Genomic DNA, 13,569 nt, shown 5'->3' with positions numbered 1-13,569 from the left:
CTAGCATGCAGAATTTCTGTTTGCACTCAGAATGGGCGGACGACTTTGCGCTGGATCAAGACCGGACAGCCCGCATAGAATGACCAGCAAGTTGTAAAGGGGCGCCCCATGACGAAAACCGATATTCTTGCAGAGGTTTTGCTGCCGACAAAAGAGCTGCGTGATGATCTTCCCTTTTTCACAAAAACCCTTGGCATGCGCCTGGAAAATATCTTTCCCGCAGACGATCCATCTGTTGCCAGCTTTTCTGGCCACGGCCTGCGGATCCGGATAGAACGTGGGGCAGATGTGCCGCCGGGCCACCTGCGGATCCTGACAGACCATCCGAATACTTTTGCGCGAGGGCAGCGCAAGATGACAGCGCCGAACGGTACCACCGTCGAAGTCGTGCCTCTGTCGCCAAGTGTTGACCAACCTCAAACGCAACATGAATTCGCTGTTCGCCGCTTGCGTGATGAGGCTCCTTGGATCATCGGTCGGGCAGGCATGCATTACCGCGATCTTATTCCGACCCGGCTGGGCGGATCGATTATCGCCAGCCACATCCGCATCCCGGACGGCGGGCCGGTACCGGATATGGTTCACTACCACACAGTGGGATTCCAACTGATCTTTTGCTACAAGGGCTGGGTAGACGTGTTGTACGAAGATCAGGGGGACGCCATCCGTCTGCACGCAGGCGATTGCGTCACGCAGCCCCCTGGCATTCGCCACCGTGTTGTCGAAGCCTCCCCTGAGATCGAAGTGATAGAGATCGGCGTCCCGGCCGAACATGTCACAACAATCGATCACGACTTCACCCTGCCGAACGGAACCGGCGATCCTGCGCGCGAGTGGGACGGTCAGACCTTTGTACACCACTTAAAGGATCAGGCAGTCTGGCAGCCCTTCCACATACCGGGCTTTGTTGCGCGTGATACCGGGATCACCGCCGGCACCAAGGGTGTAGCAGGCATCCATGTCGCACGTTACCAAAGCGGCACTCCGCCGCAGTTTTCCCATGACGCAGATATCCATTTCACCTTTGTGATGGAGGGCACAATGACCCTGCGTGCGCAAGATCAACCGGACCGCGATCTCGAAGCGGGTGACGCTTTTGTCATTCCGCCAGAACTGGCCGCGTCATACGCCGATTGTTCTGACGATCTGGAGCTGCTCGAAGTCGCGCTACGTGGCGATTTCTCGACCAAGATCGTTTAACGCATAGCGGGCAGATGAGGTCCGCGCGAAAAGGCTAAAATTCTTCGTTTATTTCAGAGAGGTTCAAGGGAACCTTTTTAGGACAGACGACTTTCTTGTTCTTGAGCGCTCACGTTTGGTTTTCAACCTGATCCATGTATATTGTTTAGAGTCAGAGACTTATCTTATTTTCGGTTTGCTGGGAAGATGGGCAAACGACTCCAAGAAGTCATCATTTTTGCGCAATCTGGCAAAGGTTTTTTTACTTCTCCGCTCTAGCGTTCCCTTAAATTGGAGGGAAAAACGTATGCATGACTTGGCTTCTGAAACGGATCTCACCCGGACCTTGAATCAGTTCTCTGTTCCGATGTTCGCGATTGATCGCGGCGGACGACACGGCGACTTTCGACTGACAGGGGCCAACAAAGCACTGGAACGCGCCTGTAACAGGTCCGTAGCGGATATGATCGGCAGATCCCTCGTCGATTTACTGCCCGCAGCGGCAGCCAGAACTGCGTTGATGCGCTTTGCCCAATGCACCCGAGAACGTAGTGTCATTCGCTGCCGCGATGCCTTTGCGATCCCCAATCGCGATGTCAGATGGGACACAACGCTGCAATATGTCCAATTGGCCGACGGTCGCGACCGCATTGTCGGCACCACCATCGAACTTGCCCCTGAGGCTGACATGGGCCCTGTGCTCGTGTTCGAAGACATTCAGTACCTGTCATCCGTGGCCGATCTCCAGCTGCAAAATCTGATCACGATGTTCGAAACATTCCGCGATTTCGAACTCTTCACATTTGAGAACGAACAACGGGTGGCAAGATTGGGTGGGATGTGTCGCACTATTCAGCGCGCAGTGGATGATATCCGCAAAACCGTCCGCGCGGCGCAGCGTGATCACCGCCACATTGCCACACCCGCGCTTCAGCCGCACATCAACCATCGATGCGAACCCGGGATCACGGCTACCGATACCCTGACCGCGCTGTTCGACACTCTTGGGGCCGAATTGGTTAACCAATAGATATGGGTTTATGTTACGAATTTCGCATCACGCTTCATTTTTCGTAACATTTATCTTGTCGCAGCATCTCTCATGAACTAATGTATACTCTCGTTAGGGAGTATCTGGATGCACGCTTTCATTTGCGACGCGCAACGCACACCCATCGGGCGCTTTGGCGGTGCCCTTTCTGCTGTGCGCACTGATGATCTGGCGGCAGCGCCTATTGCTGCACTGATGGCGCGCAACGCTGATGTGGATTGGGCGCGGGTCGATGACGTTTTCATGGGCTGCGCAAACCAGGCGGGCGAAGACAATCGAAACGTGGCGCGCATGGCCGGATTGCTGGCCGGGCTCCCTGTCGATGTACCGGGTGTGACGCTGAACCGGTTATGCGCCTCAGGCATGGACGCGGTGGGCACTGCTGCCCGCGCGATTCGCGCAGGCGACATGGACCTTGCCATCGCCGGCGGCGTGGAAAGCATGACGCGCGCCCCTTTTGTGATGCCCAAGGCCGAAGCCGCCTTTTCCCGCACCAACGCTGTCTATGACACCACGATAGGCTGGCGTTTCGTGAATCCACGGATGAAATCGCAGTACGGCGTCGATTCGATGCCGCAGACCGCGGATAACGTGGCCGCCGATCACGACGTCAGTCGCGCGGATCAGGACGCATTCGCGCTACGCAGTCAGCAACGCTGGGCAGAGGCTCATGCCGCTGGTGTCTTTGCCGAAGAAATCACGCCGGTGTCCATTCCCCAGCGCCGAGGTGATCCGATAACCGTAAGCAAAGATGAGCACCCCCGGCCCGACACGACTCTTGATAAACTTGGCAAACTGCGCGGGATCAATGGGCCCGATCTGACCGTCACAGCGGGAAATGCATCCGGCGTGAACGACGGTGCCGCGGCAATGCTGGTCGCTTCTGAAAAGGCGGCGTCGGACCACGGTCTTGAACCCATTGCGCGTATCGTCGCCATGTCCGCTGCCGGCGTCGAACCCCGTGTCATGGGCATCGGTCCCGTGCCTGCCTGCCAAAAAGTGTTGGCCCGCGCTGGCCTGACTGCTGACCAGATGGATATTGTCGAACTGAACGAAGCGTTCGCAAGCCAGGGCATTGCAACGCTGCGCGCCCTCGGCATCAAAGAAGACGCGCCGCACGTGAACGCCAATGGCGGCGCGATTGCCATCGGCCATCCGCTTGGCATGTCCGGTGCTCGGCTTGTGATGACCGCAGCGTTACAACTCAAACGCACCGGTGGCCGGTACGCGCTGTGCACTATGTGCGTAGGCGTGGGCCAGGGCGTCGCGCTCATTCTTGAAAGGACCTGAACTATGTATGCTCAGATGATCAAATCAGAGGCGTCACAGGAAGATCCCGAAGCTCTCAAGGCATTTCAGGACCGGATCGACGCTGGCAGCAAGATCGAGCCCAAGGATTGGATGCCCGAAGGCTATCGCAAAACGCTGATCCGCCAGATCGGCCAGCACGCACATTCCGAAATCGTGGGTCAACTGCCCGAAGGCAACTGGATCAGCCGTGCGCCCACACTGGAACGCAAGGCCATTCTGCTGGCCAAGGTACAGGACGAGGCCGGGCATGGTCTCTACTTGTACTGCGCGGCCGAAACACTGGGGGTCAGCCGCGATCAACTCACCCGTGACCTGCTGTCCGGCAAGATGAAATATTCCTCGATCTTCAACTATCCAACGTTGACGTGGGCCGACATGGGCGCGGTTGGTTGGCTGGTCGATGGGGCCGCAATCATGAATCAGGTGCCGTTGCAGCGCACGTCCTACGGGCCGTATGCGCGCGCGATGGTGCGCATCTGCAAAGAGGAATCGTTCCACCAGCGTCAGGGCTTTGACATCATGATGAAGATGGCCAATGGCACAGACGCCCAGCGCAGGATGGCGCAGGATGCGCTGAACCGCTTTTGGTACCCTTCGCTGATGATGTTCGGCCCCTCTGACAAGGAATCGGTGCATTCCGAACAATCTATGGCGTGGAAAATCAAAATGAACACCAATGATGAACTGCGCCAGAAATTCGTCGATCAGACAGCACCGCAAGCCGAATATCTTGGGCTGACGGTTCCGGATGAACATTTGAAGTTCAACGAAGAATCCGGCCACTACGATTTCTCCGAACCCGATTGGGATGAGTTTTTTCAGGTCCTCAAGGGTAACGGCCCCTGCAATACCGAACGACTGGCGGCCCGCAACAAGGCCTGGGACGATGGCCGTTGGGTTCGCGAAGGGCTGCTGGCTCATGCCAAAAAGAAACGCAACGCAGCAATTGCTGCGGAATAGCCGACCCCTTCAATGGAGTTGACCAAGTGTTCCTGAAACGCTTGGACGCACACCAATCTGACGGAGACCTCGAAATGAGCAGCCCAGAATCCAGTCCTTACAACGATACCGAAGCCGCCGAACACGGCAGCCCCCGCAAAACCGAATGGCCCCTTTGGGAGATTTTCATCCGCGGCCAGCACGGCCTGTCGCATCGCCATGTCGGCTCCCTGCACGCGCCGGACGCCGAAATGGCCATCAAGAACGCCCGCGACGTTTACACCCGCCGCAACGAAGGGGTCAGCATCTGGGCCGTCGAAGCTGCGCATATCGCCGCGTCGTCTCCGGAAGAAAAGGGATCGCTCTACGAGCCCTCCAACGACAAGGTTTACCGCCATCCGACCTTCTTCGACATCCCTGACGAAGTGGGGGCGATGTGACCAAAGACCTTTTCGAATTCTGCTGCCGCATGGGCGACAACACCCTTGTACTGGGCCAGCGTGTCTCTGAATGGTGCGGCGTGGCCCCGGTGATCGAAGAAGACATTGCGCTCGCCAACATGGGCCTCGACCTCATTGGGCAGACCCAGCTTTGGCTCGGCCTCGCGGGCGAGACTGAAGGCCAAGGTCGCGATGCCGATCGCCTCGCGTTTCACCGCGACGTCTGGGACTTTCGGAATGTATTGCTGGTCGAACAGCCGAACGGTGATTTTGGCCAGACCCTGATGCGTCAGTTTCTGTTCGACGCCTGGCATCTGGAGATGTTGAAGGCCTTGCAGTCGGCCAGTCATGACCAGATCGCCGCCATTGCCGAGAAGTCCACCAAAGAGGTCACCTATCACCTTGAACGCTCCTCTGATACCGTGATCGGCCTGGGCGATGGCACTGAGGAAAGCCACGCGCGCATGCAAGCTGCGCTCGACCTGCTGTGGCCCTATGCGGGGGAAATGTTCACCGCCGACGCGGTCGATAAGGCAATCGCGGAACAGGGCATCGCTCCCGATCCCGCTAGCCTGCGCCCCGCCTATGACGCCCGTCTGGCCGAAGTGCTTGGCGAGGCGACGCTCGTCCGCCCCGTAGACGACTTTGCCCATCAGGGCGGCAAGACCGGCGTACGACATACCGAACATCTGGGCCATATGCTCAGCTCCATGCAGTTCCTGCAACGGGCCTATCCGGACGCGTCATGGTAATCGAAAAGCCCACTTTAGAGACAGTTTGGGACTGGCTCGGCCAGGTTCCCGACCCCGAAATCCCCGTGATCTCGCTCACTGATCTCGGCATCATCCGCGATGTCCAGTGGCAGGGCGATACGCTGGAAGTGACGGTCACGCCCACCTATTCCGGATGCCCCGCCACCACGATCATCAACCTCGATATTGAAACGGCTCTGCGCGCGCGCGGCATTGAAAACCTGTCTCTGAAACGGCAACTCTCGCCCGCCTGGACTACCGATTGGCTCAGCGACGCCGGCCGCGCTAAGCTCGAAGAATACGGTATCGCACCGCCGCAACCCGCCGGTGGCCCGCAGTACTGCCCGCGCTGCAAATCAACAGACGTCGAGCGCATCAGCCAGTTCGGCTCCACCCCCTGCAAGGCGCAGTGGCGCTGCAAGGACTGTCTCGAACCCTTCGATTACTTCAAGTGTATCTGACATGGCCCAATTCCATCCCCTCAAGGTAACAGACATCCACCACACCATCCGCGACGCTGTGGTGCTGACATTGCAGCCGGAAAACCCGGAACAATTTTCGTTCACCCAAGGCCAATACCTGACCTTCAAGCGTGACTTCGACGGTACCGAACTGCGGCGCAACTATTCAATCTGCACCGGACTTGACGAGGGCAAGATCAAGGTCGGGATCAAGCGCGTCGATGGCGGCGCGTTCTCCACTTTTGCGAATACCCAACTTCAAGTCGGCGATGTGCTGCACGCGATGCCCCCGCAGGGCAAATTTTTCACAAAGATAGAGCCTGAAAAGGCGAAAAACTATCTCGGATTTGCAGGCGGCTCAGGCATCACGCCGGTGCTGTCGATCCTCAAGACTGTTCTGAAACGCGAACCGCAAAGTACCTTTACGCTGGTATATGCCAACCGCGCCGTGAACACGATCATGTTCCGAGAAGAACTCGAGGATCTGAAAAACCACTACATGGGGCGGCTGACGATCATTCATATGCTGGAATCCGGTCAGGACATTGACCTTTTCACAGGTCGTGTCGATCAGGATAAATGCACGGCACTTTTCAAGTACTGGATCGACATCAAATCCATCCACACCGCCTTTATCTGCGGGCCGGAACCAATGATGCTGGCCATCTCGGAGAGCCTCAAAACCCACGGGTTAGAGCCTGATCAGATCAAGATGGAGCTTTTCAGCGAAAGCCAGCAAGGCCAGCTTGCAAAGCAGGAGATGGCTGCACGTGCGGAGGGGCAGAAGGGTACAGAACTAACGGTGATTATCGACGGGGCCAGCCGCACATTTGAAATGTCCAAGGGCCAGTCCGTGCTGGATGCCGCATTGGAAAATGGCCAGGATGCCCCCTTTGCCTGCAAAGCCGGGGTTTGTTCGACTTGCATGTGCAAGGTGCTGGAAGGCGAGGTTGAAATGCTTGCCAATCACGCGCTTGAGGATCACGAGGTGGCCGATGGGTATCGCCTGTCCTGCCAGTCTTATCCGATCACCGACACGCTCGTCATCGACTACGACACTCATTAGGGGGCCATATGCTCGAAGTTGAAAGTTTTGCCGCCGGGCAATGGATTGCACCGGGCGCCGGGGCGCGCGACATCGCCAGCGCCATCACCGGCGAGGTGATCGCGCGGGCCGGCAATGAGGCGCTCGATGTGCAGGCGATGCTGGGCTATGCGCGCGATGTGGGCGGCCCGGCGTTGCGAAAGATGACGTTCCATGACCGCGCGCGCATGCTCAAGGCTGTCGCGATGCACCTGATGACCCACAAACAGACACTTTACGATCTCAGCTATGATACCGGTGCGACGCTCAGCGATCATAAGATCGACGTCGACGGCGGGATCGGCACAATGATGGTTTTCGCCTCCAAAGGGCGACGCGAAATGCCGGACGGGCACGTCTATCTTGATGGCGTGCCAGAACAATTGGGCCGCGACGGGCAATTTCTGGGTCGCCACATTTGCACGCCGTTGCAAGGCGTGGCCGTACACATCAACGCATTCAACTTTCCGGTTTGGGGGATGCTGGAAAAACTTGCACCAACGCTGCTTGCCGGGGTGCCTGCAATCGTGAAACCAGCAACCGCCACCTGCTATGTCACGGAAAAATGTGTGCGACTGATGCTGGACAGCGGGCAGCTGCCAGCGGGTGCCGTGCAACTGGTAAGCGGTGGTTTGGGCGATATGCTCGATCATCTTGACCTGCAGGATGCCATTGCCTTCACCGGATCAGCCCACACAGCAAATCAGCTGCGCAGCAACCCGCATCTGTTGCAGCGATCCGTCCGCTTTGCGTCTGAGCAGGACAGTTTGAACGCCTCGGTGCTTGGCCCTGACGCCACCCCTGACACACCCGAATTCGACCTATTCGTGAAAGAAGTGCAGCGAGAGATGACGGCGAAAGCGGGTCAGAAATGCACTGCCATTCGCCGGATCATGGTGCCAGAACCGGTGTTAGAGCCTGTTATTGAGGCAATAACCGCACGCCTTGCAAAAACGACGATCGGCGATCCTCGCCTTGAACAGACCCGCATGGGCGCGCTGGTCTCTGCCAGTCAAAAACGTGATGTCCTGGAAAAAGCCGCTCTGATTGGTGCCGAGGCAGAGCGTGTGTTTGGTGACCCCGAAGATTTCAACGTCGATGGTGCTGACGCGCAGAAAGGTGCATTTGTCCCGCCAATGCTGTTCCATTGCACCGCGCCCGATCTGGCTGAACGCGTGCACGATACCGAAGCATTCGGCCCCGTCTCAACCATCATGGCCTATCGTGATCTGCCCCATGCGGTCAGCCTGCTGAACAAGGGCAAAGGCTCGCTTGTTGCCTCCGTCATTACCAACGACGGCGAAGTTGCGCGTGAAATAACGATGGGCAGTGCCGCCTTCCACGGGCGGCTTTATTTCAACAACCGCGCGTCAATGAAAGAAGCAACGGGCCACGGCTCCCCCCTGCCACACATGGTTCACGGCGGCCCGGGCCGCGCAGGTGGTGGCGAAGAACTGGGCGGGATCCGTGGTGTCATGCACTATATGCAGCGCACGGCGGTGCAGGGCAGCCCTGATATTCTGAGCGCAATCAGCCAGCAATGGGTGCCGGGCGCAGATGAGATCACTGATCGCGCGCATCCCTTCACCCGCACCTTTACCGACCTCGATCTGGGCGAGACGTTCTATTCCCTCCGCCGTGAAATCACCCTCGATGATATCGAAACCTTCGCGCATTTCACCGGGGACACCTTTTATGCCCACATGGACGATGAAGCCGCGCGCGCAAACCCGTTCTTCCCGGGCCGCGTGGCGCACGGTTATCTATTGCTCAGCTTTGCAGCAGGCCTGTTCGTGCAGCCTGATCCGGGCCCGGTACTGGCCAACACCGGCCTTGATAATCTGCGTTTCATGACCCCTGTCGCAGCAGGCGACAGCATCCGCGTGCGCCTGACGGTCAAGCACAAGACACCTCGCAATGATGAATATGGTGAGGTACGCTGGCACGTGACCCTGACCAATCAGAATGACGAGACTGCCGCCGAGTATGAGCTCTTGACCATGAATGCCCTCTGATACGCTGTACGACGCGGCGGCAGATCTGCGCGCCCTTGGGGGTGGGCGGGTCTGGTCGTTGGTGGTCAGCCTGTTTGGTGATCTGGCACAGGGGGAGGGCGACAAGATTGATGGCCCGGTCCTGTCTGCAATCATGGCAGCACTTGAGGTAAGACCAGAAGCCGCCCGCGTGGCGCTGCACCGCTTGCGCAATGACGGCTGGATCGCATCCGAGAAATCCGGACGCATCAGCCAGCACAGCCTTACTGCACTGGGACGCGCCGAAAGTGCGGCAGCAAGCCCGCGCATCTACGCCCGCCCCAATGAGGGGCCAGAGAACTGGCAGCTTGTCATTTTGCCCAAGACTGATCCAAAGAGGCAGCAGATATTGAACGATGCAGGCATGATCCAGCTTATGCCCCGCGTCTTTGTCGGCCCGGCGGACGCTCCACTGCCCCGGGACACCTTCGCGCTCGCCGCCAGTACCGCGCCCGATTGGGTGTCAAAACAGGTGGCACCTGCAGCGCTGGAAGACGACTACGCGCGGCTGCGCACCGCGCTTGAGGCACTGTCAGATGCGTTGACAGACCTGCCGTCCCTCGACCCGCTCGACACCGCCGTTTTACGCTGCCTCGTGGTCCACAATTGGCGCCGCTTGGTGTTGAAATATGCCCAACCGCCCCGCGCGCTGATTGATCCGCAAAGCGATTATTACAAGTGTCACGTGTTGGTCTCCAATCTGCTGACCGCCTACCCAAGACCAGCACTTTCGGACATCGCTCTGAACAAGGCGATTTAACCGCTGCTTTCCACGGTGCCACGACCGCGATATAGGGGGCGCATGACAAATACTCTTTATCAAAACGATCTGCCTGACGGCCTTGATCTGGGTCCTATGGTTGCCATCGATTGTGAAACCATGGGCCTGAACCCGCACCGCGACCGCCTGTGCGTTGTGCAATTGTCGGGCGGCGACGGAAACGCACATCTGGTGCAGATCGCCAAAGGACAGACTGAGGCACCCAATCTATGCGCCCTGCTGGAAAACCCTGATGTTCTCAAGCTCTTTCACTTCGGCCGCTTCGACATCGCCGCCATGCTGAACGCCTTTGGCGCGCTGACCGCACCGGTCTATTGCACCAAGATCGCCAGCCGCCTTGTGCGCACCTACACAGACCGGCACGGGCTGGCGAAACTGCTGCAAGAGATGCTGCAAATCGACATCTCCAAGCAGCAGCAATCCAGTGACTGGGGCGCCACCGATCTGACCGAAGCGCAGCTAGAATATGCCGCATCCGATGTCCTTTATCTGCACCAACTGCGCGACAGGCTGAATGCGATGCTGGAACGCGAAGGCCGCATGGAAATCGCACAGACATGTTTCGACTTTCTACCGACCCGCGCCCGCCTGGACCTTGAAGGATGGCCGGACACGGACATATTTGCCCATTCATGAGCACCCCTTTCCTTGATACCGCCGCCCGCGTGATCCGCACAGAGGCCGAGGCGCTGATGACGTTGGCCGACAGCCTGGATGCGCGCTTTCGCGATGCCATCGACCTGATGAAGGGCTGCAAAGGGCGGATCATTGTCACCGGCATTGGCAAGTCCGGCCACATCGCGAACAAGATCGCAGCGACGCTTGCCTCCACCGGGACGCCCGCGCAATTCGTACACCCGGCCGAGGCCAGCCACGGCGATCTGGGCATGATCACACGCGATGACGTGGTATTGGCCATCTCGAACTCTGGCGAAGCGCCCGAACTTGCCAACCTGCTGATCTATTCGCGCCGCTATGACATCCCCCTGATCGGCATGACCAGCCGCCTTGGCAGCGCGCTGGCGCGCCAGTCAGATGTCATACTGCAATTGCCCCAAACCGGTGAGGCCTGCGGCACCGGCGTCGTTCCCACCAACTCGACCACCATGACGCTCGCTTTGGGCGATGCGCTGGCAGTGGCATTGATGGAGAACCGCGACTTCACGGCAGAACACTTCCGCGACTTCCACCCGGGCGGCAAGCTGGGCGCCCAGCTCAGCCGGGTTGCGGATTTGATGCACACGGGCGATGCAATTCCCTTGGTGCATCAAGACGCCCCGATGAGCGATGCCCTCTCACAGATCGGGGAAAAAGGCTTTGGCGTCACAGGCGTCACCGACGATGCGGGCCAGTTAGCCGGGATCATCACCAACGGTGACCTCAGCCGCCATATCGAAGGGCTGCCCACATTCAAGGCGCGCGATGTGATGACCCCCTCGCCCATTACCATCGACCCGGATGCGCTGGCCGAAAAGGCCGTGCGCATTATGAACGACCGCAAGATCACGTGTCTTTTGGTTGTCGATCCCAACGCCCCCGGCAAACCGACCGGTTTGCTGCACATCCACGATTGCCTACGCGTCGGACTGGGATGAGTGCCGTGGCCTCAGATCGCTACTCCCGGCTGATTTCCTGGCTCAAGGTGGTCTTTCCACTAACTGCCCTTGCCATCCTCTCCACGCTGTTTCTTTTGTCCCGCAGCAATGACCCCGAAACGGTGATCCCCTTTGCCGACAAGGAAATTCAGGACCGCCTGCGCGACCAGCAGGTCACCGGGCCCTTCTTTACCGGGACCACCGCCGATGGCGACAAAGTGTCGTTTTCCGCCGAAAAACTTACAACGCCGCAGGGCGAAACCGACGCAAACGAAGCGCAACAGATCAGGTCGGTATTGGAACTGGCGGAGGGCAGCGTCGTCACGCTTGAAGCTAACCGGGCGAGCTTTCATATCGTCGACGACATGGCAAGATTGCAGGACAAAGTGGTAATTTCGACGTCAGGCGGGTACCGGTTGGCCAGCGATATGCTGGAAACCAAAATGTCCGTCCTTGCGCTCACATCCCCCGGTCCGGTTGAAGGGATCGCGCCCGCGGGCACCCTTTCCGCCGGCAGTATGACGCTGTTCCCCCGCGATGGCACCAAGGCCCCCCAATTGGTTTTCACAAACGGTGTGAAGCTGATATACACCCCAAAAGAGTTAAAAGAGTGATCGCCGTGAGACTTCTGCTTCTGCCTGTTTTCCTGTTCGCCCTGGCGACAGCAGCGTTTGCACAAGGCACAAACGTCGCATTCGGCACCATCCGGCAAGACACCAGCCAACCGGTTGAAGTAACAGCCGACAATCTCAACGTGGATCAGGAAAACGGTACCGCTGTGTTCGAGGGCAATGTGTTGATCGGACAGGGGGAAATGCGTTTGTCAGCAGCTCGAGTCCTGGTCGTCTATGGCGACGGTGGTGAAGGCATTTCGCGCCTCGAGGCGACAGGCGGTGTGACGCTGGTGTCCGGCCCCGACGCCGCTGAGGCAGAGCGCGCCGACTACAGCATTGATGAAGGTACCATCGTGATGTCGGGCAATGTGCTGCTTGCGCAGGGCCAAAGCGCGCTGAGTGCGGATCGCATGTCGGTACGCCTGTCTGATGGCACAGCGCAGATGTCGGGCCGGGTTAAAACCATTCTGCAAACCGGTGGTGATAACTGATGGCACCCCCCAAGCTGGCGGTGGCTGACGGGAACGCCGGCCTTAGAATAGAACACCTGCGCAAATCCTATCGCAAAAAGACCGTTATCCGCGATTTTTCGATGCATCTGGATCGCGGCGAAGTGGTAGCGCTGCTGGGGCCAAACGGGTCTGGCAAGACGACCACGTTCTATTCGGTCGCCGGTCTGGTCACACCCGAAGCGGGCACCGTCACAGTGGATGGCAAAGACGTGACGACGCTGCCCATGTATCGCCGCGCGCAACTGGGTATCGGCTATCTGCCGCAGGAAATGAGCATTTTTCGTGGTCTGTCCGTTCAGGACAACATCGCCGCGATTCTCGACATCACGGTGGCACATCGTCACCAGCGCCGGGAACGGCTCGAAGAACTGCTGTCCGAGTTTTCCATCGAACACCTGCGCCGCGCACCTGCACTGGCCCTCTCAGGCGGTGAACGGCGACGGGTCGAAATCGCGCGGTGCCTGGCCGCAGACCCGAAATATCTGTTGCTGGATGAACCTTTTGCAGGAGTTGACCCGATATCGGTGGGCGATATCCGCCATCTGGTCGCCGATCTGAAAACCCGCGGCATTGGCGTGCTGATCACCGATCATAACGTGCGCGAAACCCTCGAAATCGTTGACCGCGCCTATATCCTGCACGAAGGCAAAGTGCTGATGTCGGGCACGCCCAACGAGGTTGTGCAGAACGAAAACGTCCGCCGGGTCTATCTTGGCGATAACTTCCGCATTTCTTAACGCTTCCAAATGGTTAACAGTATTTTTCCGCGCAAATGGGTGTCCGGCCATTGACTTTCAGACGAAATCTTGGCCTGATC

The 13,569-nt window shown here is 58.4% G+C and carries 15 protein-coding genes; all 15 read left to right on the top strand.

All coding sequences use genetic code 11. From position 1 onward, the window contains the following. Positions 1-108: 108 nt before the first annotated feature. The 15 genes from H9Q16_RS15370 (at position 109) to lptB (ending at position 13,489) form a co-directional block, all read left to right on the top strand. Positions 109-1,200 (top strand): cupin domain-containing protein, encoded by a 1,092-nt coding sequence (locus H9Q16_RS15370; protein WP_191076299.1) that lies wholly within the window; start codon positions 109-111, stop codon positions 1,198-1,200. A 286-nt stretch (positions 1,201-1,486) separates the two neighbouring features. Next, complete coding sequence (locus H9Q16_RS15365) at positions 1,487-2,209, top strand: nitrogen regulation protein NR(II) (RefSeq protein ID WP_191076298.1); 723 nt, start codon at positions 1,487-1,489, stop codon at positions 2,207-2,209. 108 nt (positions 2,210-2,317) lie between these two features. Further along, complete coding sequence (pcaF, locus tag H9Q16_RS15360; RefSeq protein WP_191076297.1) at positions 2,318-3,520, top strand: 3-oxoadipyl-CoA thiolase; 1,203 nt, start codon at positions 2,318-2,320, stop codon at positions 3,518-3,520. A 3-nt stretch (positions 3,521-3,523) separates the two neighbouring features. Next, positions 3,524-4,501 carry a 1,2-phenylacetyl-CoA epoxidase subunit PaaA gene (paaA, locus tag H9Q16_RS15355; protein WP_191076296.1) on the top strand — a complete coding sequence of 326 codons (978 nt, stop codon included), beginning with the start codon at positions 3,524-3,526 and terminating at the stop codon, positions 4,499-4,501. 74 nt (positions 4,502-4,575) lie between these two features. Next, the gene (paaB, locus tag H9Q16_RS15350; protein ID WP_191076295.1) at positions 4,576-4,920 is read left to right on the top strand and encodes a 1,2-phenylacetyl-CoA epoxidase subunit PaaB; all 345 of its coding nucleotides are present in this window, start codon (positions 4,576-4,578) and stop codon (positions 4,918-4,920) included. 29 nt (positions 4,921-4,949) lie between these two features. Then, positions 4,950-5,672, top strand: a complete 723-nt coding sequence (gene paaC / locus H9Q16_RS15345) for a 1,2-phenylacetyl-CoA epoxidase subunit PaaC (RefSeq protein ID WP_216859480.1) — start codon at positions 4,950-4,952, stop codon at positions 5,670-5,672. Beyond that, positions 5,666-6,133 (top strand): 1,2-phenylacetyl-CoA epoxidase subunit PaaD, encoded by a 468-nt coding sequence (paaD, locus tag H9Q16_RS15340; RefSeq protein ID WP_191076293.1) that lies wholly within the window; start codon positions 5,666-5,668, stop codon positions 6,131-6,133. Before paaC ends, paaD begins: the two co-directional genes overlap by 7 nt. A gap of 1 nt (position 6,134) precedes the next feature. Next, on the top strand, positions 6,135-7,199 hold the full coding sequence (locus H9Q16_RS15335) for a 2Fe-2S iron-sulfur cluster-binding protein (RefSeq protein WP_191076292.1): 1,065 nt from the start codon (positions 6,135-6,137) through the stop codon (positions 7,197-7,199). A gap of 8 nt (positions 7,200-7,207) precedes the next feature. Next, a complete protein-coding gene (gene paaZ, locus H9Q16_RS15330) occupies positions 7,208-9,232 on the top strand; it encodes a phenylacetic acid degradation bifunctional protein PaaZ (RefSeq protein ID WP_191076291.1) in 2,025 nt (674 codons plus the stop codon). Then, positions 9,222-10,010: a PaaX family transcriptional regulator gene (locus tag H9Q16_RS15325; protein ID WP_191076290.1), complete on the top strand. Its 789-nt coding sequence runs from the start codon at positions 9,222-9,224 to the stop codon at positions 10,008-10,010. The genes paaZ and H9Q16_RS15325 overlap by 11 nt, the downstream gene beginning before the upstream one ends. 42 nt (positions 10,011-10,052) lie before the next feature. Continuing rightward, positions 10,053-10,667, top strand: coding sequence for a ribonuclease D (locus tag H9Q16_RS15320; protein WP_191076289.1), 615 nt, complete (start codon positions 10,053-10,055; stop codon positions 10,665-10,667). Further along, positions 10,664-11,626, top strand: coding sequence for a KpsF/GutQ family sugar-phosphate isomerase (locus H9Q16_RS15315; RefSeq protein ID WP_191076288.1), 963 nt, complete (start codon positions 10,664-10,666; stop codon positions 11,624-11,626). Before H9Q16_RS15320 ends, H9Q16_RS15315 begins: the two co-directional genes overlap by 4 nt. Next, the gene (locus tag H9Q16_RS15310) at positions 11,623-12,240 is read left to right on the top strand and encodes a hypothetical protein (RefSeq protein WP_216859428.1); all 618 of its coding nucleotides are present in this window, start codon (positions 11,623-11,625) and stop codon (positions 12,238-12,240) included. Before H9Q16_RS15315 ends, H9Q16_RS15310 begins: the two co-directional genes overlap by 4 nt. Next, on the top strand, positions 12,237-12,731 hold the full coding sequence (gene lptA / locus H9Q16_RS15305) for a lipopolysaccharide transport periplasmic protein LptA (protein ID WP_191076287.1): 495 nt from the start codon (positions 12,237-12,239) through the stop codon (positions 12,729-12,731). The genes H9Q16_RS15310 and lptA overlap by 4 nt, the downstream gene beginning before the upstream one ends. Next, the gene (lptB, locus tag H9Q16_RS15300; RefSeq protein WP_191076286.1) at positions 12,731-13,489 is read left to right on the top strand and encodes an LPS export ABC transporter ATP-binding protein; all 759 of its coding nucleotides are present in this window, start codon (positions 12,731-12,733) and stop codon (positions 13,487-13,489) included. The genes lptA and lptB overlap by 1 nt, the downstream gene beginning before the upstream one ends. The last annotated feature ends 80 nt before the right edge of the window (positions 13,490-13,569 follow it).

It is taken from the genome of Sulfitobacter aestuariivivens (assembly GCF_014763045.1).
Classification (GTDB): domain Bacteria; phylum Pseudomonadota; class Alphaproteobacteria; order Rhodobacterales; family Rhodobacteraceae; genus Sulfitobacter; species Sulfitobacter aestuariivivens.
The sequence above is the reverse complement of the archived record's forward strand: the minus strand, read 5'-3'. Positions and strand labels throughout refer to the sequence as shown.